The 16,710-nt window shown below is 67.4% G+C and carries 24 protein-coding genes; 16 read left to right on the forward strand and 8 right to left on the reverse strand.

Translation table 11 applies throughout. The annotated features are described in order from the left end of the window. Positions 1-141: 141 nt before the first annotated feature. The 5 genes from dapB to CJZ82_RS02515 all read left to right on the forward strand — a co-directional run bounded on the left by dapB (position 142) and on the right by CJZ82_RS02515 (position 3,616). Positions 142-999, forward strand: a complete 858-nt coding sequence (gene dapB / locus CJZ82_RS02495; protein WP_094554232.1) for a 4-hydroxy-tetrahydrodipicolinate reductase — start codon at positions 142-144, stop codon at positions 997-999. A 4-nt stretch (positions 1,000-1,003) separates the two neighbouring features. Continuing rightward, entirely contained in the window at positions 1,004-1,648 is a 645-nt protein-coding gene (locus tag CJZ82_RS02500) for a hypothetical protein (RefSeq protein ID WP_094554233.1), read from the forward strand. 100 nt (positions 1,649-1,748) lie between these two features. Then, entirely contained in the window at positions 1,749-2,033 is a 285-nt protein-coding gene (locus tag CJZ82_RS02505; protein WP_094554234.1) for a high light inducible protein, read from the forward strand. A gap of 74 nt (positions 2,034-2,107) precedes the next feature. Then, a complete protein-coding gene (locus CJZ82_RS02510) occupies positions 2,108-3,355 on the forward strand; it encodes an FAD-dependent monooxygenase (protein WP_094554235.1) in 1,248 nt (415 codons plus the stop codon). A 48-nt stretch (positions 3,356-3,403) separates the two neighbouring features. Further along, positions 3,404-3,616, forward strand: coding sequence for a DUF2949 domain-containing protein (locus CJZ82_RS02515; RefSeq protein WP_094554236.1), 213 nt, complete (start codon positions 3,404-3,406; stop codon positions 3,614-3,616). 16 nt (positions 3,617-3,632) lie between these two features. Here the strand turns inward: CJZ82_RS02515 and CJZ82_RS02520 are convergent, their stop codons facing one another. Beyond that, positions 3,633-4,190, reverse strand: a complete 558-nt coding sequence (locus CJZ82_RS02520; RefSeq protein WP_094554237.1) for an adenine phosphoribosyltransferase — start codon at positions 4,188-4,190, stop codon at positions 3,633-3,635. 51 nt (positions 4,191-4,241) lie between these two features. Here CJZ82_RS02520 and CJZ82_RS02525 point away from each other — a divergent pair, with 51 nt between their 5' ends. The 4 genes from CJZ82_RS02525 (at position 4,242) to CJZ82_RS02540 (ending at position 6,300) form a co-directional block, all read left to right on the forward strand. Further along, complete coding sequence (locus CJZ82_RS02525) at positions 4,242-4,823, forward strand: DUF3038 domain-containing protein (RefSeq protein WP_094554238.1); 582 nt, start codon at positions 4,242-4,244, stop codon at positions 4,821-4,823. Further along, the gene (locus CJZ82_RS02530; protein ID WP_094554239.1) at positions 4,820-5,458 is read left to right on the forward strand and encodes a DUF4335 domain-containing protein; all 639 of its coding nucleotides are present in this window, start codon (positions 4,820-4,822) and stop codon (positions 5,456-5,458) included. Before CJZ82_RS02525 ends, CJZ82_RS02530 begins: the two co-directional genes overlap by 4 nt. Before the next feature lie 134 nt (positions 5,459-5,592). Further along, positions 5,593-5,835 carry a hypothetical protein gene (locus tag CJZ82_RS02535; protein WP_094554240.1) on the forward strand — a complete coding sequence of 81 codons (243 nt, stop codon included), beginning with the start codon at positions 5,593-5,595 and terminating at the stop codon, positions 5,833-5,835. Between the two features lie 12 nt (positions 5,836-5,847). Beyond that, positions 5,848-6,300 (forward strand): hypothetical protein, encoded by a 453-nt coding sequence (locus CJZ82_RS02540; RefSeq protein ID WP_094554241.1) that lies wholly within the window; start codon positions 5,848-5,850, stop codon positions 6,298-6,300. A gap of 2 nt (positions 6,301-6,302) precedes the next feature. Here the strand turns inward: CJZ82_RS02540 and CJZ82_RS02545 are convergent, their stop codons facing one another. Further along, entirely contained in the window at positions 6,303-6,821 is a 519-nt protein-coding gene (locus CJZ82_RS02545; RefSeq protein ID WP_158218476.1) for an EF-hand domain-containing protein, read from the reverse strand. Positions 6,822-7,003: 182 nt separating this feature from the next. On the opposite strand from CJZ82_RS02545, the gene CJZ82_RS02550 reads away from it, so the two are divergent. The 4 genes from CJZ82_RS02550 (at position 7,004) to CJZ82_RS02565 (ending at position 10,590) form a co-directional block, all read left to right on the forward strand. Then, positions 7,004-7,729 carry a response regulator gene (locus CJZ82_RS02550; protein WP_094554243.1) on the forward strand — a complete coding sequence of 242 codons (726 nt, stop codon included), beginning with the start codon at positions 7,004-7,006 and terminating at the stop codon, positions 7,727-7,729. A gap of 3 nt (positions 7,730-7,732) precedes the next feature. Then, the gene (locus CJZ82_RS02555) at positions 7,733-9,097 is read left to right on the forward strand and encodes an ATP-binding protein (protein ID WP_094554244.1); all 1,365 of its coding nucleotides are present in this window, start codon (positions 7,733-7,735) and stop codon (positions 9,095-9,097) included. A gap of 66 nt (positions 9,098-9,163) precedes the next feature. Beyond that, positions 9,164-10,192, forward strand: a complete 1,029-nt coding sequence (ppk2, locus tag CJZ82_RS02560; protein WP_369820010.1) for a polyphosphate kinase 2 — start codon at positions 9,164-9,166, stop codon at positions 10,190-10,192. Between the two features lie 35 nt (positions 10,193-10,227). Next, entirely contained in the window at positions 10,228-10,590 is a 363-nt protein-coding gene (locus CJZ82_RS02565) for a hypothetical protein (protein WP_094554245.1), read from the forward strand. 184 nt (positions 10,591-10,774) lie between these two features. Here CJZ82_RS02565 and CJZ82_RS18585 read toward each other — a convergent pair whose 3' ends face one another. Further along, positions 10,775-11,284 carry a hypothetical protein gene (locus CJZ82_RS18585; protein WP_198949624.1) on the reverse strand — a complete coding sequence of 170 codons (510 nt, stop codon included), beginning with the start codon at positions 11,282-11,284 and terminating at the stop codon, positions 10,775-10,777. Between CJZ82_RS18585 and CJZ82_RS02575 the strand changes: the two genes are divergently transcribed. Continuing rightward, the gene (locus CJZ82_RS02575) at positions 11,283-11,687 is read left to right on the forward strand and encodes a hypothetical protein (RefSeq protein WP_094554246.1); all 405 of its coding nucleotides are present in this window, start codon (positions 11,283-11,285) and stop codon (positions 11,685-11,687) included. The genes CJZ82_RS18585 and CJZ82_RS02575 overlap by 2 nt on opposite strands. Here the strand turns inward: CJZ82_RS02575 and CJZ82_RS02580 are convergent. The 3 genes from CJZ82_RS02580 to CJZ82_RS02590 form a co-directional block, all read right to left on the reverse strand. Then, entirely contained in the window at positions 11,635-11,844 is a 210-nt protein-coding gene (locus CJZ82_RS02580; protein ID WP_094554247.1) for a hypothetical protein, read from the reverse strand. The two genes, CJZ82_RS02575 and CJZ82_RS02580, sit on opposite strands and share 53 nt — an antisense overlap. Positions 11,845-11,951: 107 nt before the next feature. Then, entirely contained in the window at positions 11,952-12,203 is a 252-nt protein-coding gene (locus tag CJZ82_RS02585; RefSeq protein WP_094554248.1) for a DUF6737 family protein, read from the reverse strand. Positions 12,204-12,216: 13 nt separating this feature from the next. After that, on the reverse strand, positions 12,217-12,459 hold the full coding sequence (locus CJZ82_RS02590; RefSeq protein ID WP_094554397.1) for a hypothetical protein: 243 nt from the start codon (positions 12,457-12,459) through the stop codon (positions 12,217-12,219). A 103-nt stretch (positions 12,460-12,562) separates the two neighbouring features. Between CJZ82_RS02590 and CJZ82_RS02595 the strand changes: the two genes are divergently transcribed. Continuing rightward, entirely contained in the window at positions 12,563-13,774 is a 1,212-nt protein-coding gene (locus CJZ82_RS02595) for a glycosyltransferase (RefSeq protein WP_094554249.1), read from the forward strand. 134 nt (positions 13,775-13,908) lie between these two features. After that, positions 13,909-14,577, forward strand: a complete 669-nt coding sequence (locus CJZ82_RS02600; protein ID WP_233129990.1) for a sugar transferase — start codon at positions 13,909-13,911, stop codon at positions 14,575-14,577. Here the strand turns inward: CJZ82_RS02600 and cbiB are convergent. Both cbiB and CJZ82_RS02610 read right to left on the reverse strand, forming a co-directional pair. After that, complete coding sequence (gene cbiB / locus CJZ82_RS02605; RefSeq protein WP_094554399.1) at positions 14,571-15,605, reverse strand: adenosylcobinamide-phosphate synthase CbiB; 1,035 nt, start codon at positions 15,603-15,605, stop codon at positions 14,571-14,573. The genes CJZ82_RS02600 and cbiB overlap by 7 nt on opposite strands. A 35-nt stretch (positions 15,606-15,640) precedes the next feature. Then, entirely contained in the window at positions 15,641-16,666 is a 1,026-nt protein-coding gene (locus tag CJZ82_RS02610; RefSeq protein WP_094554250.1) for a hypothetical protein, read from the reverse strand. Between the last annotated feature and the right edge of the window lie 44 nt (positions 16,667-16,710).

A 16,710-nucleotide genomic window follows, 5' to 3' on the forward strand; every position in this document is an offset into this window, starting at 1 on the left:
GGCGCTGGGGTTGAGCAATGTGAAGGAGCCTACGAAACCTGCCCCAGCCGCGCGACTTTGCGCCCCAAGGCGTTACAGGAGCGTGGCCGGGGCAGGAATCGCCGCCATAGGCTCCCCCCACGTCGCGATTCCGCCCGGCCCATGCCCCCCACCGATGCGCTCCCTGCTTCGATCCCGGTGGTGGTGGCCGGTGCCCTGGGCCGGATGGGGGCTGAAGTGGTCAAAGCCGTCACCGCGGCTGGGGATTGCCGCCTGCTCGGCGCGATCGATACCACTCCCGGCAAGGAGGGGGCGGACGTGGGGCTGGAGCTGGGACTGGGGGAACTGGAGGTGGCGATCACCGCAGACTTCGAAGGCTGCCTCTGCCAGGCCAGCCAGGCGGTGCGGAGTGATGGCCCAGGAGCTGGCGCAGTGCTGGTCGACTTCACCCATCCCTCGGTGGTCCACGAGCACACCCGTGCTGCGATCGCCTATGGCGTCCATCCGGTGATCGGCACCACTGGCCTGAGCCCCAAGCAACTGGGCGAGCTGGCGGTGTTTGCCGAGAAGGCCGGCATCGGCGGTGCCGTTATTCCCAACTTCTCGGTGGGCATGGTGCTGCTGCAGCAGGCCGCCGCCGCCGCCGCCCGCTTCTACGACTTCGCCGAGCTCACCGAGCTGCACCACAACCGCAAGGCCGATGCCCCCAGCGGCACCTGCATCAAGACTGCCGAGCTGATCGAGGAGCTGGGCAAGACGTTCAACGAGCCCCAGGTGGAGGAGCACGAAACGCTGGCGGGCTGTCGCGGTGGTCAGCGGGAGAGTGGTCTGCGGCTGCATTCGCTGCGGCTGCCCGGGCTGGTGGCCCACCAGGAGGTGATGTTCGGCGCCCCAGGGGAGACCTACACCCTGCGCCACGACACGATCGAGCGCTCCGCCTACATGCCCGGCGTGCTGCTGACCCTGCGCCGGGTGCGCCAGCTCCAGGGTCTGGTGTATGGGCTCGAGCGCCTGATCTGAAGCGATGCTGATCCCACTCAAGCCAGGTGAACTGCAGCGCCTGATTCCGGCGGTGGCCACCGGGCCCCAGTTCAGTTTCTGCAGCGGCAATCCCCAGAAGATCCTGCAGCGGGTGCTGATCTCGGTGATCGGCGGAGTGATCTCGCTGCTGATCGCCCAGAGCCAGTTCTCCTATCGCTTCGGTTCGGTCTGGCTGGTGGCGGGTTTTGTCCTGCTGCTCTACGTGCTCTGGGGCCCGATCCTGGAAGCGGGACGACGCAACGCCACCCTGCGGCGCTACCCGCGGGCGGCGATCTTCGAGGCGCGGGTGGGTGATCTGTTCACCAAGGAGCTGGTGGAGCAACGCAAGGAGCAGGCGGATCAGCGCGGCCGTCTGGAGCTGGTGGAGAACCGCCGCACCTGGCTGTCGCTGGAGCTGGAAGACGACGACGGCTACCTGGGCTCAGTGCGCTTCCCGATGGAGAAGAAGCACCAGACGATCCGCCGCGGCATGGTCATTCGCGGTCTGGTGCTGAGCGAACGGCCTGATTTTTCGCGGATCGATGCCATGAGCGACGCCTGGATCCCGCAGCTCAAGGCCTGGGTGGGTGAGTACCCCTACCTGCTGCGGCCCGCATTCGAGGAGCTCTGCCTGCGACGCCTGCGCTGAAGCGGCTTTCAACCGGGCTCGCCCTGGAGTTGCTTCCGCCAGCGGGCGTTTACGTTCCGCAACAATGTGTTACATTCAATTCATCAACCCAGGAGACCTCATGGCCCAAGCCACCGCCACCGCCCCCAGCTCGGCTCCTGTCAGCGCAAGCGAGCGCGCCACCATCCGCGGCGCCACCGTCACCACTGAAGACGGCGGTCGCCTCAATGCCTTCGCCACCGAGCCCCGCATGGAAGTGGTGAGCGCCGAGAGCGGCTGGGGTTTCCACGAGCGCGCCGAGAAGCTGAATGGCCGCATGGCGATGCTCGGCTTCATCGCCCTGCTGGCCACCGAATTCGCCCTGGGTGGCGAGGCCTTCACCCGCGGCCTGCTCGGCATCGGCTGAGCCCTGTCTCCGCATTCCCCATCCCGCCGCAGCAGAATTTCTGTTGCGGCTTTTTTGTGGCCGCAGCTGAGCACATGAGCGTTCTTGCCCCGGCCCCTGCGGCGGCCCCAACTCGTCCTCTGATTTCCGAGTGGTCGACCATGCCTAGGGCCCACGTGCTCGGCGGGGGACCCACCGGTGCCTTGACGGCCCTGGCCCTGGCCCAGGCGGGCTGGCGGGTGCAGCTCACTGATCCGCTCAGCGGTGCTCAGCTGCAGGCCCGCCGTCGCGCTTATGCCCTCAGCCATTCCAGTCGCCTGTTTCTGCAACGCCTGGGCCTCTGGCAGCAGCTGGCGGAGCTGGCGATTCCTTTCCGCTCGCTGCGGCTCTGTGATCTGGAGGCGGGGCGAGCGATCGGTTTCGGCCCGGCCGAGGTGGGCTTCGGCTCCGCCAGCCCCGCCGAGGCGGGTGCCGTGGGCTGGATCCTGCAGCATCAGCTGCTGATGCGATCTCTGCTCGAGCGCCTCGAGGCTCACCCCGCCATCAGCCTCAGGCTGGGAGAGGCCGAATCCCGTGGGGTGCCATCCCTTGATCCCGACTGTCTTGGCCCGCCTGATCTGGTGGTTGCCGCCGATGGCAGCTCCTCGCCCACCCGGGAGTCGGCTGGGATAGGGCACTGGCGTCTGCCCTATGGCCAGGGCTGCCTCACGGCCCAGGTGCGCCTGCGCAGCTCGGCCCCCGATCAGGCCTGGGAGCTGTTTCGTCGTGAGGGTCCATTCGCCGTGCTCCCCCTCGGCGATGGCACCGCCCAGATGGTCTGGAGTGCTCCTGCCGGGCGGCTGCGACAGCTGGAAGCGCTTGATCCCGTCGCCTTCCTCGATGCCCTCGCCGCCACACTTCCGGACAGCCTGCAGCCCGAGGCCCTGCTCGAGCGGCCCCGGGCCTTCCCGGTGGCCCTCGAGCTAGCCCGCAGCTTCCACCGCGGCTCGCTGGCGCTGGTGGGGGAGGCGGCCCATCGCTGCCATCCGGTGGGCGGCCAAGGGATGAATCTCTGCTGGCGGGATGTGGAAGAACTGCAGCGTCAGGCCCTGCGGGCGGCCGCTGGAAAGCTCTCGCCTGCCGCGGTGGCCGCAGCCTATGGACGCCGCCGCTGGCCTGATGTGCTGCTCACCCTGCTGAGCACCGACTTGCTGGTGCGGATCTTCTCCAACCGGCAGCCGCTGCTGCTGAGGGGCCGCCGCCTGGCTCTCGGCCTGATGGGCCGCTCCAGCACTTTGAGGCACCTCAGCCTCAAGGCCATGACCCTGGGTCCTTGCCGCCTCGCGGCTCTCTGGTCAGAGTGAGCACAGCCCGGCTTCGGCCCCATTGAGTCTGAGCATTCCAGTGATCCGATGGTGATCAGCACCTCGCCCCAGCCGATTCCTTCCTCCGCCCTGGTGCGTTATCTGCGCCATGAGCAGGGTCTGAGCGAGAGCGCCCTGGCGCTGGGGATTCGCCAGGCCGATCAGGAGCAGGCTCCCCTGCCGGTGATTCTCTGGCGCTTCGGGCTGATCAGCCTGGATCAGTTCGATCAGGTGCTGGCCTGGCAGGACCAGCAGACTTGATCGTCGACAACCGAGCTCAGGCGTAGATGATCAGGGATTCCACCGGATGCTCACCCGGCAGGCGTGCCCGTCCGCCCAGGCCCGCCAGCTCCGCCACGAAGCCATAGCCGCAGAGGTCGCCGCCGGCTTCAAACACCAGCTGGGCACAGGCAGCAGCGGTTCCGCCGGTGGCCAGCAGGTCGTCGATGATCAACACCCGCGGGCCGCCGGAAAGGGCATCGTGCTGGATCTCGAGGCGGTCGTGGCCGTATTCCAGGGCGTACTCCACGGCACGCACCTGGCCGGGCAGCTTGCCGGGCTTGCGCACCGGCACGAAGCCGATCTCAACGGCCGTGGCCAGGGCCGTTCCCACGATGAAGCCCCTCGATTCGATACCCACGATCAGATCGGGGCGCAGCTGCTCGCAGAGTCCCGAAAGCTGGCGCACCACTTCCTTCCAGCCGCGTGGGTCGCGCATCAGCGGGGTCAGGTCGCGGAAGAGGATGCCGGGCTTGGGGAAATCGGGCACATCCCTGACCAGCTCCCGCAGATCAATGGGCTTGCCCAACTCGGGAGATGCGTTGCTCAGGGCCATGAAGGAGCGATCGGGTGACGGATCGGCGCAGGCGCTGGCATCATCGCAGCCATGGCCGACGTCACGATCACCGCTCCAAACGCTGAAGCCGCCGTGGTGCAGTCCCCACCACCACGGCCTTCTGCCCGCCTCTCTCGCCGGGGACTCGAGCGGCTCGACCTGATGCTGCTCAGCGTCGAAGCGCTTGATCTCAACGGAGGCGAAGCCATGGTCTGGATGGCCAATCAGCTCGGCTTCGGCTCCCTTTTCCCCAATCGTGTGGAGCTGTGGAAGCGGCGCTGCTACAACCCGTTGAGGTTGGCCTGCCGGCGGGGCGTGCTCAGCGAAGCTGAAACCGATGCCCTGATCAGCCTGCTCTGTGCCATGGCCGATCGGCTCTATCCGATGTTGCGCCAACTGCTCTCGGCTTCTGAGCCGGAACCGGTCACCCAGCAGCGCTGGCAGCTGTTCCGCAGCCGGCTCGATGAGCTGGTGCGCGAGCGCCTCAATCCCCGTCGCGGCGGCGTGCAGAAGTTGCTGGATCCCCAGGAGGGTCCCAGTCTGCAGCGGCAGTTGGTGCAGGGTCTGGCCTTCGGCTCCGGCCGGGGTGGCTTCGATCGTCTCAAGGCCAGCCTGATGGATGCCGCGGCATGAAACTCAGCTATCGCTTCGAGCAGACCAGCTGCCGTCTGCGCATCGACGGACTCCCGGATCTGTCCGCCGGGCATGGCCCTGAGGTGATCGGCATCCTCTCGGCCTGGGAGCTTGATCTGGCAGGTCATCCCACTTTGGAGGGCAAACGTGATCACCTCCAGGCCCTGCTGGCCGCGGTGCTGCCCTATGCCCGCCACCTGGTGAGTTCCGTGCCACGGCCGATGGGGGTGGCGACTGATCCGGTGCAGATGGAGCCGATCTCCTCCACGAGGGCTGGCCTGCGCAACCGACTGGCCCACCGCCTGCGCCTGCTCAGCAGCCAGCCCGACACCCAGCCCCTGGAGCTCAGCTTCGACGACGCCGAGTTGGCGGACCTGGTGCGCTGTCTGGATCAGCTCCGCCTCGATCCCCGCGTTCAGCTGGGGTTCAGCCTGCCTCCAGATCGCCCCCTCCACCGCCGCGAAATCCTGGAGCGTGTGCCCCTGCGCCAGCGCCTGGCCCCCCCTGCCGCCGGTCTGGCCGCCCTGGCCATCACTGCTGCGCTGGGCCTGATGGTGCCTCTGCCGCGCCCCACGGCCACACCGGCTGCCAGCCCCGCAGCCACGCCGACCTCGCCCCTCACCCCTCCCCGCTAGGTGACTGGCCCATTGACGATCGAGAACCTGTGGCCACACTCAATGGGAGAGTCCCCTGGGGTTGATTCGTTTGGCGTTGATCCGGTTGCCGATGATCCCGCGCTCCATGGTCCCGCTGCGATGACGACGAAGCCATGACCACCAGCTGGTCTGAACTGCGCCGACGGGTGAATCGGCTGGGGGCCTCCCTCGATGTGGTCGTGCGCAGTGATCCCGAGGTCTGTGGCCTCAGCGGCAAGGACTTTCACCTCTCGCTTCACCACGGCGGCCAGGGGGATTGCACCGTGGCGGGTCTCAGCCTGGTGGATTGCCCCAATGAACTGGTGCTGCTGGAGTTCGAGCGTTGGATGCGCGGCGCGGGCTACAGGCTCGATTGAGAAGCCGTCGCCATGAAGACGCACCTTCCCGATCCCGGCCGCAAGAGCCCGTTGCCTCGCAAGGTGTTCGCGCGCCAGCGGCGGAGTGGTTCGGCCTGGCGGGAGGGGGGCCTGGCTCTGCTGAACGGGGCGGCGGGAACGGGGCTGCTGCTGCTGCTGATGCAGCTCCCCAGCCGCCTGGATTCGCTGCTGGTGATCAGCAAGGTGATCAGCGCCCTGATCCAGGGGCTGAGCCAGATCGGCATGGGTCTGATCAGCCTGCTGGTGGGCCTGCTGCAGGCTTTTGGGGTGTTGCTCCTGCTGGGGCTGGCGATTGCCGCACTGCTGTTGCTGATCAACGGGGTGTTCCGCCTGCTGCGTCTGGCCATACCGGGGCTGGGCGGGGTCATGGCACTGCCAGCTGGTCTGGCTCGACTCGTCTGGTCGGTGGTGCGAATCCGGCCGCCGGATCGCCCCGAGCGTTGAGCTCAGGGCCGGGGCGCCAGCGACCGCCGCGACTCCCACAATTCCTGCAGGCTGATGGAGCCATTGCTGTTCAGGTCGATCTTGGAGAACCGCCGGTTCAGCCAGCGAAAGGAACTTGCCTCCTGGCGGCTGAGCTGGCCGTCACCGTTGCGGTCGGCCTGGATGAACACCGTCTGCAGTCTCACCCCCAGGAAGGCCGGCTGACTGGGGGCCAGGTCGGTGGGCAGCAGGTAGCCCCGGCCCCGCTGATCCAGCCGCTGGAAATTGGTCTCCAGATAGGGCTGGCCCCGGCTTTCCTGGGGAGTCACTCTGCCGTCGCGGTTGCGGTCCAGTCGCTCGAACCAGGCCTGCTTCTGCTGGTGGTACAGCTGCAGCGAGCGGGTGTCCTGAGCGAGGCCTGGACCAGCCTGGTTGAGCAGGAGCAGGGAGGCCATCAGCGGCAGCAACGTGCTACGGCTGGTGCTGCTGCTGATGGCCTTAGCCAGATTGGTCCTCGTTCTGGAGCTGGTGGGCGACGCCATGGCCATCACCTTATGGAGGTGCGCGGGCCAGGTCAGCCTCTGCGGCGGCGGTTGCAGGGGCCAAGACATGACCGGACCTGTCTGCAGGGCCGGCCAGTCACCTTTGGCAAGGCGCCCCGAGGGGGTGCCCCCTGGGCGCGGTGGGTTCCGCTCCATACAGTCAGGCCAGCTGCGGCCCCCCCTTGAGCCGAACCCACACGATCTGGGTCGTCGATGACGACCCAGAATTGCGCCAGTTGTTGGGTACCTACCTCACCGATCAGGGCTATGAGGTCCGCTGTCTCACCGACGGCCGCCAGCTGATGGCCCGGCTGGAGTTCCAGCGTCCCGATCTGGTGGTGCTCGATCTGATGCTGCCGGGCGACGACGGCCTGACCCTGCTGCGACGCCTGCGCGACGCCAGCGACGATCTGCCCGTCGTGATGCTCACGGCCCGCGGCGAGGCGGTTGACCGGATCATCGGCCTTGAGCAGGGCGCCGATGACTACCTGGCCAAGCCGTTCCTGCCCCGGGAGCTGATGGCCCGCATCGAAGCGGTGCTGCGCCGCCGCGGCTCCCTGCCGGCCGGCACTCCCCTCGCCGATGGCGAGCTGGTGCACTTCGGCGACAACGTCCTGGATCTCTCCGCCCGCACCCTGGAGCGGCAGAATCAGGCGGTGACGATCACCAGCGGTGAATTCAGCCTGCTGGCCGCCTTCGTGCAGCATCCGCACCGTCCTCTTTCGCGGGAGCGGCTGATCGAGCTGGCCCGGGGTCCCGCCAGCGACACCGACACCCGCAGCATGGACGTGCAGGTGTCGCGGGTGAGGCGGCTGGTGGAGCCCGATCCGAGCCGGCCGCGCTATCTCCAGACGGTCTGGGGTTATGGCTACGTCTTTGTTCCCGACGGCCAGCCCCGCAACCGCTGAGCCATGGCCCCCGCGATGCGCCCAGCTGCCCTGTCGTTGCGTCTCGGGGTGTTTTTTCTGGGGGGATGGGCCCTCAGCCTGGTGCTGCTTCAGGTCCTGCTCGGCACCCGGACCGGCCAGGCCCAGATCGCTCAGATGGCTCCCCAGGTGGCCCTGAACCTGAGGCTTTCGGAGCTGGCGCTGGAGCGCTTCCCGCCGGCCACGGTCTCCCAGCTCAGTGGGCTGCAGCTGGGGGTGGGCCAGCCACCGCGGCGTCCCCGCAGCTGGGGCCTGCTCGGCCAGGGGGATGATGTCCGCCTCGAGCGGCAGGCCGATCAGCTCCAGCTGGAGCTCTGCCGCCGTCTGCCCCGCTGCCCCGAGGTGGTGCCGAACCATGGCGCTGCCCGTGGTGTCTGGATCGAGCTGGCCTCACCCCTGGAGCCGGTCTGGCTCTATGCCTCGATCCGGCCCCGTTTCGGCTGGCCACCCGACCCGCTGCTGGTCACCCTCTCGCTGGCGAGTGGCAGTGTGATGGCAGGGGCCCTGTTCCTGCTGCTGGAAGTGCAGCGGCCGCTGCGGCAGCTGGAGAGAGCCATGGCTCGGGTGGGCCTCGAGGCACAGCCCGAGCCGATGCCCCAGCGGGGTGCTCCCGAAGTGCGCCGCCTGGCTCAGCGCTTCAACTCGATGCTCCTGCGCCTGGAGGAGAGTGAGCGTGAGCGAGCCACGATGCTGGCAGGGATCGCCCACGACCTCAAGACCCCGCTCACGCGCCTGCGGCTGCGCCTGTCGATGCTGGGGGATGCTTCCGCCAGTGCCCGGGCTGGTGCCGATCTCGACGATCTGGAGCGGATCACCGGTCAGTTCCTGCTCTTCGCCGGAGGCGGGGGAGCGGAGCCAGCGGTGAGCGTGCCCCTCGCGGAGCTGCTGGCGGAGCTGGCCGCCCGTTACGACGGCCAGCCGGTGGAGCTGGATCTGGCCCCGGTCACTGCCACGGTTCAGCCGATCGCCCTGGGCCGAGCCGTGGCCAACTTGATCGACAATGCCCTCAGCTACGGGCAGCCGCCGGTGAGGCTGGTGCTGCGTGCCTGGCAGCAGGACGGTTTCGAGCTGCAGGTGTGGGATCAGGGGGAGGGCATCGCTGAGGATCAGCGCTCCCAGGCGCTGATGCCCTTCCAGCGGCTTGACGAGGCTCGCGGCGGCCACGGCCACTGCGGCCTGGGTCTGGCGATCGCCCAGCGGGTGGCCCGCACCCATGGCGGTGAACTGCGGCTGGGGGGTGAGCCCCTGGTGGACCTCTCGCCCCAGGAGGCTCCCGGGACGTTCTGTGTGAGCCTCTGCGGCCATTCCCTGGTCGCTGGACGTGTCAGGGCCTCAACAATCTGTCCTTAACCCACACCCTGTTCAAGGGGATGCCTCTAGACAGGGGGCATCGTTGGGGGTTCGGAGCTGAGCTTGATGGCTAAAGACAAGAGCAAGAGTGACGGCAAAAAGCCCAGTTCCGCCAAGCACGGCTCCGCCAAGCACGGTTCCGCCAAGACCAAGCTCAAGTCCAAAAAAGGCAGCCATGGAGACTCCAGCCTGGATCTCTCCTTGAGCGGCTCCCATTCCCCATTCCCCCCCAATGGTGAGAATGATCGCTACCACCCCTCCCATCTGCTGGGGGAAAGTGAAGACGATCTGGGAGCCCCCCCAGAAGATAAAGTTGTCAAGCTAAGCCGTAAGTTCTACGAGAAAGAGCTGGAGAAACTCCAGGTCGAGCTGGTGAAGATGCAGTACTGGGTGAAGCACGTTGGCTTTCGCCTGATTATTCTCTTTGAAGGTCGTGATGCCGCCGGCAAGGGCGGAGCGATCAAGCGCATCACCGAACCGCTCAATCCCAGGGGCTGCAATGTGGTCGCCCTGGGTACGCCCTCGGATCAGCAGCGCACCCAGTGGTATTTCCAGCGCTACGTGGAGCACTTCCCGGCAGCCGGAGAGATCGTCATGTTCGATCGCAGCTGGTACAACCGGGCAGGTGTGGAGCGGGTGATGGGCTTCTGCACGGAATCTCAGGTAGAGGAGTTCATGCAATCGGCTCCCCAGTTCGAGCGCATGCTGGTGCGTTCGGGAATTGTTCTGCTCAAATACTGGTTCTCAGTCAGCGACGAGGAGCAGGAAGTTCGTTTTCGCTCCCGGCTGGATGATCCAGCCCGTCGTTGGAAGCTTTCACCGATGGATCTCGAGTCACGTGACCGTTGGGTGGAGTTCTCCAAGGCGAAAGATCAGATGTTCTCGCACACCAATATCCCGGAAGCGCCGTGGTTCACCGTTGAGGCTGATGACAAGCGCAGGGCTCGTCTCAACTGTATCCGCCATCTGCTCTCCAAAATCCCTTACGAGGACATGACGCCTGCACCCATTGAACTGCCTCCGCGCAAGACTGTTGGTGATTACCATCGCCCGCCGATGAACGAGCAGTTCTTTGTTCCCAACGCCTATCGCTGAATCACCAGCCCTCCCGCCCCCATTGCCCCCTGGCCATGACCAGTTCCGACGACGATCCGGCCCCGGGTCCGGACTACTCCCAGCCCTCCCAGTCCGGAGAGGGGCCCGAGGACGCCCTGACCGTGCCCGCCACGGCCCCCTTGCGGGGTCCTGAGGGCAGCCTGCTCTACACGGGAATCGACGGTCGCCAATACATCGTCTGCGGCGATCCTGCCCAGGCCCTCGACCAGGAGCTGATGGCCTCCTTTCAGGCTCTGCGTTCGGGAGCCCAGGATCTGGAGGCCCTGATCCGGGGTGCCCAGGACTGGGTGGAGCACGCCACCGACCAGGGCCTGAGCCCGGAGGTGGCCCGCCGCACATTGCTCTCGCGTCTCAGCCAGGCCCTCGACGATCAATAGGGTGGCTCAGGCTCAGTGGAGTCGCTCGAACCAGAAGCCTGCCAGTTGCCAGCTGCTGAAGAGGAAGATCAGCAGGAACAACCAGTTCAGCCAGGGGGGACGTTGCTTGTTCTCCAAACCCATCAGCCTTTGGCGGCGGCAACGGCCCAAACCTATCGGCTGGTCTGGCCATGGGGCACCTGGGTCAATCCTTGGGCTGCTCAGAGTCGCAGGGGACCAACTCCCCGGAGGAGTCGCTCTGACACAGCCCCCAGCGCTGGCCGCTGGCGCCATCCACCCAGCGCAGCACCTGCGGCCCGCCAGAGCCGCCTGGCGCGGCGGGAACGGTGATCACCGCCAGCCTGGCCCCGCCCCTGCGGTAGTCGAAGCGGCAATAGCCCAGCCCCGTGCCGGCGCAGCCACTGAGGCTGGCCAGAGAGCTGCCGGAGCGCTCCTGGTCAAGAGCAGCTGGGCTTGCGGCTGGGGCAGGCCGCCAGCCCAGCTGCAGCAACCGTTTGTCGGCCGCGATAACCGGTTCACCCACCCGCAACAGTGACGCCAGGCCCTGGCTGTCGTTCCGGCGCTGCTGGGCCAGGGCCAGTCCGGCACAGCCCAGCAGGGCCAGCAACAGAACAGCCCCCAGGGAGCGGCCGCCCCAGCGCCCGATGGGACAGCGGGGGCATTGGGGAAGCGGACCTTTTCGAGCCGTTGCCATGGACATCCCCGCGGTGTATTCCTTCCTGGGTTTTCCCGGCTGGGGACCTGTTCATCTCTATCTTCCCCATCAGGGGGATCCGGCCGGGGCGGCCCTGAGGCTGGGCGCAGCCCTCGAGGCCTGCCAGGCCGATGGGAACGGTCCCGGCGGGCTGGTGGCCGGCTTTCTGCGCTGCCATCTCCAGGCTGAACCCCTGGGATCTCCGGAGTTTCGCCGTGATTGCCGCTACCGCTATCTGATCGTTTACAGGCCTCAGGGGCGCTGGGCGCTGCGGATCACTGTCTGGCGGCATCCGATCGCTGAGCAGGGCTGGCGGCGGCGGTGCGGACCGATCGAGCTGGACGGGTTCCTCAGGCGTTTCCATCCATGCCGGGGGACGCAGCGGCTGGCTTGGTCCGCCTGAGGTCGTGAAGGCCCTCCAGCTGGTTGTAGACCGCCAGCAGCTGCATGCGGATGTGATCGGTGTTCTCAAGCTTGGCCAGGTTGGCGAGGACCGCCTCGATCTGGTCCTTGCTGTCGATCAGCAACCGGCATTCACTGGTACCGGGTTCGTAACTCATGGGGACTCGCGGGTGGAAAGGAACGGAATGGCGTACGCCCTCTGCATCGTGATGGCATCACCATCCAACGGAAAGGAAGGCGCTGATGCTGTTGGATCGGTTGCATTTCAACCGATGTCATCTGGTCCTGACAGGCTGCTGAGCTGACGGGGCATCAGCACCAGGAACAGCCACCACCACAGCAGCACGCCTGCCGCGAGCGGAACGGTAAGCCACCAGCGTCCGAGCCATAACCAGCTGCCGGTGATCATCAGCACACCGGTGAGCAGGATCGACCAGGGCTGGCACCACCAGGGTTTGAGCTGCCAGATCGACACCGCCCCTGGTGCTGGGGCGGTGTTGTCGGGGGCATCGCTCATCGGTTGAGGGGCATCAGGAATGGAACAGCAGCACCAGACCCATGCGCAACTGGTGGAACTCCCGTTCCTCGCGGCTGAGATCCAGCCCTACATCGAGCCCTTCCTTGAGGGCGGCCTCGTAGGGGGGGATGGAGGGTGCTGCACCAGCACGCCAGAGGGCGGCGATTCCCACGGGGGTGGCATGCCAGCTGAAGCATGGGGTGAGCCCGATCGAGGGTTCCTCGAGGGCGTCTTCAAGCAGGTCGCGGATCGGCATGGCTGACTGAGCTCCGTTCAGCATCCAGATCCAGGCCTGGGCACGCAATCAGCTGAGAGTTTTCGTGATGTGGTGGCGAGGGCGCGGGCCCTACCCTGCCGCCATGTCAGGACTGCCCAGCCGGATCGCCCTCGTGCATGAGTGGTTCACACCCCGCTCGGTGGGGGGCTCTGAACTGGTGGTGCAGCAGATCGATCGGCTGCTTGCTGCGGGTCGCCCCGCCGCCAGCCTCTTTGCCCTGGTGGATGGTGAAAGTGACCGGCCGGGCAGCTGGCTGCAGGGCCGGCGCATCCGGACCAGTTTCATCCAGCGCCTGCCCTGGGGGGTGAGCCATGTGCAGCACTACCTGCCGCTGCTGCCCCTGGCCATCGAGCAGCTGGATCTGGCCGGTTATCCCCTGGTGCTCAGCAGCAATCACCTGGTGGCCAAGGGGGTGCTCACCGACCCGGACCAGCTTCACATCAGCTATGTGCACACACCGGTCCGCTACGCCTGGGACCAGATGCAGGCTTACCTTGCCGGTTCCGCCATCGCCCGCGGACCCCTGGGACCGTGGTTGCGCTGGCAGCTGCATCAGCTGCGTCAGTGGGATGTGAGCAGCAGTGCCCGGGTCGACCATCTGCTGGCCAACTCCAGCTTCACGGCGCGGCGGATCTGGCGCTGCTGGCGCCGTTCCAGCCAGGTGCTGCATCCGCCGGTGGAGGTGGACCGCTTCCGCCCTGACCTGCCCCGGGAGGACTTCTACCTCTCCCTCTGCCGCCTGGTGCCCTACAAGCGGGTGGATCTGGTGATCGAGGCCTGCAACCGCCTGGGGCTGCCCCTGCTGGTGGTGGGTGACGGGCCGGAGCGGAGCCGCCTGCAGGCCCTGGCCGGCCCCACCGTGACCCTGCTGGGGGCTTGCTCTGCCGAGCGGGTGACTGATCTGATGGGGCGCTGCCGGGCCTATCTCTACGCCGGTCTGGAGGATTTCGGCATCGCCCCGGTGGAGGCCATGGCCGCGGGGGCTCCTGTGATCGGCCTGGGTCGGGGGGGGCTGCTCGATACGGTCCGCTGCCTGGCTTCAGGGACTTCCCATCCCACCGGCCTGCTGTTCGAGCAGCAGAGCGCCGCAGCCCTGGTCCAGGCGCTGGAGCATTTCGAGCAGGGACAGTTGTGGCACCGTCTGCCGCCGGAGCGCCAGCGCCAGTGGGCCGAGAGCTTCTCGCCTGAACGGTTCCGCCAGAGGCTGCAGGTGGTTCTGGAGCGTCGCTGGCAGGGGCATCAGAGGCGCCTGCGGCGCTGTGCCTCTGGGGTGAGTGACCGCGAAAGCTGGTGATTGAACCAAACGATTTTTAGTATTCCGACACCTCGGGGGCGTTGATGTCCGGAACGTCACTCAGCGCTTACCAGGCCGCCGGTCCCGTTGCCCGGCCCTTGCACCTGGTCCCCCAGCCCGCGGTCGCTGATGCGATGCCACCCGCGGTGCCCACGGCCGAGCAGTTGATCCGGGCGCAGTCGAAGCGCTCCCGCGTCCTCAAGCGCAGTGGCGACATCGTCTTCTCCCTGGCGGTTCTGGCCCTGGGCAGTCCCCTGCTGCTGCTGCTGGCGGTAATAGTGAAGCTCAGCTCCCCCGGGCCGGTGTTCTATGTGCAGCGCCGGATCGGCCGGGGCTACAAGGGTTTCGGCTGCATCAAGTTCCGCACGATGCGCAAGGACGCCGACCGCATCCTCAAGACCCTGCTGGAGCAGTCGCCAGAACTCAAGGCGGAGTTCAAAAAAGACTTCAAGCTCAAGGCCGACCCACGCATCACCCCGATCGGGCGCTTCCTGCGCCGCTCCAGTCTCGATGAGCTGCCCCAGTTCATCAACGTGCTGAAGGGTCAGATGAGCGTGGTCGGGCCGCGGCCGATCGTCTGGGACGAACTGGAGCGCTACGGCCGCCAGATGGATGAGGTGCTGGCGGTCCGTCCCGGACTCACCGGTCTCTGGCAGGTGTCGGGGCGCAACAACCTCAGCTACAAGGCCCGGGTCCAGCTCGATATCAGCTACGCCCGCCGCCGCACTGTCCAACTGGATCTGGCGATCATTCTGCGCACGGTGGGGGTAATCCTCTACCCGCGAGATCGCGGCGCCTACTGAGATCCTCCTGCCCAGCCCGCCAGCCCGCGCATCTGGCTCAGCCCAAGCAGGATGGGCAGGCTCAGGACCAGCCAGAGCCCCTCGAGCCGGGCGCTCAGTTTCATGATCCGGGCCACAGCAGCGGGATCGGCTGCGGAGTAACCCTCGCCGAGGATCGGTTTGGCCCTGGCCACCCCGCCGTAGTGGTTCACGCCCCCCAGCTGGACCTGGCCCGCCAGGGCAAAGGCCGCCATCGACACCCCGGCGTTGGGAGATGGATCGGCCCGCCCTAGGCGGAGGGCTTCCCGCCCCAGCTCAAGCCCCTGCCACAACCGGCCCACGGCGGCTGGCAGCGTGAACGCCACCAGCCGGGCCGGGAACCAGGTGAGCAGGTCATCGAGGCGGGCACCGGCGGTGCCCAGCCAGCGCAGGCGGCCGCGGCGGTAGCCCAGCATGGAATCCAGGGTGCTGGCGGCCTTGAAGGCCCAGGCAAGGCTCAGGGGTCCCGGAGCCCCATCAGCCACTCCCAAGGACGCCCAGATCCCAGCGCCCACCAGCATCCAGAGCAGGGGGCTGAACAGGCCGTCGACGGCGTTTTCAGCGGCAGTCTCCGCCGCCGCCCGCAGGATGGCCGACTCCGTCAGGCCGTCAACGTCGCGGCCCACGATCCAGCCCAAGCGTTCGCGGGCCTGCTCCAGGTCGCCGTCAGATAGGCCTGCCAGCACGCTCTCCACGGCCTGCTCAAGGCTGTGTCCGGCCAGGGCACTGGCGAGGCCGATCAGAAGCAGCGGCAACCCAAGCAGCGGAAGAGCAAAAGCCAGGTGCTCCACCGCCAGGCCTGCGGCGGCACTTCCCCCCACCAGCAGCAGGGTGATCAGCACCCCCCCCAGCCGCAGGGCAGCGGGCCGATCGCCCGCCCAGGTCTCCGCCGGGCTCCGCAGGCCGGTGATCACCCAGCCCATCACCTGCACCGGATGCAGCCAGCGGCGCGGGTCCCCCACCAGGCGATCGAGGCCACAGGCCAGGGCCACCAGCAGCCAGGTCCCCATTGCCGTTGTGGCGGTTGTGTCGAGGCTGGTGGCATTCACGCCTGTTGCAGGCTCCAGCGGCGATGCATCAGCAGGCCGGCGAGCACGAAGGCCGCCAGAACGATCGGCAGGGCACGCTCCAGACCCAGAACCTGACTGAGGGCTCCGATCGACAGGGTGCCCAGCAGGCCCCCCAGGACCCCCGAGCGCTCCAGCACCTGCCAGCGCACGGCCAGGTCCCCCGACGGGGCCAGAGCGTCGATCAGATGGCCATCGCTGGCGGCCGCCAGCAGGCCCATCGGCAGGAACAGCAGCACCGCCCCCCAGCCAGGCAGCGCCTGGGTGGCCGCCAGCACCAAGGCGATCAACAGATAGGGAAGCCCAGGCACCAGCCGGGGCTGCAGCGGTGTGGCCCCCAGGGCTCGCCCGAGCCCGTAGGCGGTCAGCACCATGCCGAAATCGAAGCAGTTGCCCGCGCCCACCTTGCGCACCCACAGCGCCAGCAGGGCGAACAGGCTGCCGAACAGCACCCCCTGCAGGAGGCTGCGGAGCTCGAACCCACCCTTGCGAACCGGCACCGGCACCGGCGCTGAGGCCCAGGCCAGGGGCAACAGGGGCAAGAGCAGCACCAGGGCGCTGGCGTACTGGGCGACGGCCTTGCCGATCGGGAACAGCGCGCCGGTGAGCAGGGTGCCGAGCAGCTGACCGAGGGATCTCCCCTGGCGCTGCTGCTCCATCGCCACCCGTGAGCGGCTGAGCAGGATCTGCTGCAGGGGCAGGTGGCTCATCCTCCCCCCAAGGCCGAACAGAAGCACCGCCAGCAGCGGCCAGAACACCGAAGGTCCGGTGAGTCTGACGCTCACCGCCAGCAGCAGCAGCGCGCCGGCCAACTGCAGGCCGTATCCCTCCCTGGCCTTCAGGGGCAGGGGAAGCAGTGCCGGCAAGGCTCCGAGCGCGGGGAGCAGGCTGTTGACCAGCGGCGAGGGACTGAGCCCGCTTACCAGCCAGCCGGTGGAGGCCACCGTGAGGGCTCCACCGGCCTGGGCACTGCCCCAGGCCAAGGAGGGAAGCACGCCGCTCATGACATCAGACAAGCGATACCTGTTTGCCCCTTGGCGAAGATCTA

The organism is Synechococcus sp. 1G10 (assembly GCF_002252625.1).
GTDB lineage: Bacteria > Cyanobacteriota > Cyanobacteriia > PCC-6307 > Cyanobiaceae > Regnicoccus_A.

Coding starts and splice junctions, on each gene's coding strand:
- dapB (WP_094554232.1), top strand. CDS start 142: ATGCCCCCCACCGATGCGCTCCCTGCTTCGATCCCGGTGGTGGTGGCC.
- CJZ82_RS02500 (WP_094554233.1), top strand. CDS start 1,004: ATGCTGATCCCACTCAAGCCAGGTGAACTGCAGCGCCTGATTCCGGCG.
- CJZ82_RS02505 (WP_094554234.1), top strand. CDS start 1,749: ATGGCCCAAGCCACCGCCACCGCCCCCAGCTCGGCTCCTGTCAGCGCA.
- CJZ82_RS02510 (WP_094554235.1), top strand. CDS start 2,108: ATGAGCGTTCTTGCCCCGGCCCCTGCGGCGGCCCCAACTCGTCCTCTG.
- CJZ82_RS02515 (WP_094554236.1), top strand. CDS start 3,404: ATGGTGATCAGCACCTCGCCCCAGCCGATTCCTTCCTCCGCCCTGGTG.
- CJZ82_RS02520 (WP_094554237.1), bottom strand. CDS start 4,190: ATGGCCCTGAGCAACGCATCTCCCGAGTTGGGCAAGCCCATTGATCTG.
- CJZ82_RS02525 (WP_094554238.1), top strand. CDS start 4,242: ATGGCCGACGTCACGATCACCGCTCCAAACGCTGAAGCCGCCGTGGTG.
- CJZ82_RS02530 (WP_094554239.1), top strand. CDS start 4,820: ATGAAACTCAGCTATCGCTTCGAGCAGACCAGCTGCCGTCTGCGCATC.
- CJZ82_RS02535 (WP_094554240.1), top strand. CDS start 5,593: ATGACCACCAGCTGGTCTGAACTGCGCCGACGGGTGAATCGGCTGGGG.
- CJZ82_RS02540 (WP_094554241.1), top strand. CDS start 5,848: ATGAAGACGCACCTTCCCGATCCCGGCCGCAAGAGCCCGTTGCCTCGC.
- CJZ82_RS02545 (WP_158218476.1), bottom strand. CDS start 6,821: ATGGCGTCGCCCACCAGCTCCAGAACGAGGACCAATCTGGCTAAGGCC.
- CJZ82_RS02555 (WP_094554244.1), top strand. CDS start 7,733: ATGGCCCCCGCGATGCGCCCAGCTGCCCTGTCGTTGCGTCTCGGGGTG.
- ppk2 (WP_369820010.1), top strand. CDS start 9,164: ATGGCTAAAGACAAGAGCAAGAGTGACGGCAAAAAGCCCAGTTCCGCC.
- CJZ82_RS02565 (WP_094554245.1), top strand. CDS start 10,228: ATGACCAGTTCCGACGACGATCCGGCCCCGGGTCCGGACTACTCCCAG.
- CJZ82_RS02575 (WP_094554246.1), top strand. CDS start 11,283: ATGGACATCCCCGCGGTGTATTCCTTCCTGGGTTTTCCCGGCTGGGGA.
- CJZ82_RS18585 (WP_198949624.1), bottom strand. CDS start 11,284: ATGGCAACGGCTCGAAAAGGTCCGCTTCCCCAATGCCCCCGCTGTCCC.
- CJZ82_RS02580 (WP_094554247.1), bottom strand. CDS start 11,844: ATGAGTTACGAACCCGGTACCAGTGAATGCCGGTTGCTGATCGACAGC.
- CJZ82_RS02585 (WP_094554248.1), bottom strand. CDS start 12,203: ATGAGCGATGCCCCCGACAACACCGCCCCAGCACCAGGGGCGGTGTCG.
- CJZ82_RS02590 (WP_094554397.1), bottom strand. CDS start 12,459: ATGCCGATCCGCGACCTGCTTGAAGACGCCCTCGAGGAACCCTCGATC.
- CJZ82_RS02595 (WP_094554249.1), top strand. CDS start 12,563: ATGTCAGGACTGCCCAGCCGGATCGCCCTCGTGCATGAGTGGTTCACA.
- CJZ82_RS02600 (WP_233129990.1), top strand. CDS start 13,909: ATGCCACCCGCGGTGCCCACGGCCGAGCAGTTGATCCGGGCGCAGTCG.
- cbiB (WP_094554399.1), bottom strand. CDS start 15,605: ATGGGGACCTGGCTGCTGGTGGCCCTGGCCTGTGGCCTCGATCGCCTG.
- CJZ82_RS02610 (WP_094554250.1), bottom strand. CDS start 16,666: ATGAGCGGCGTGCTTCCCTCCTTGGCCTGGGGCAGTGCCCAGGCCGGT.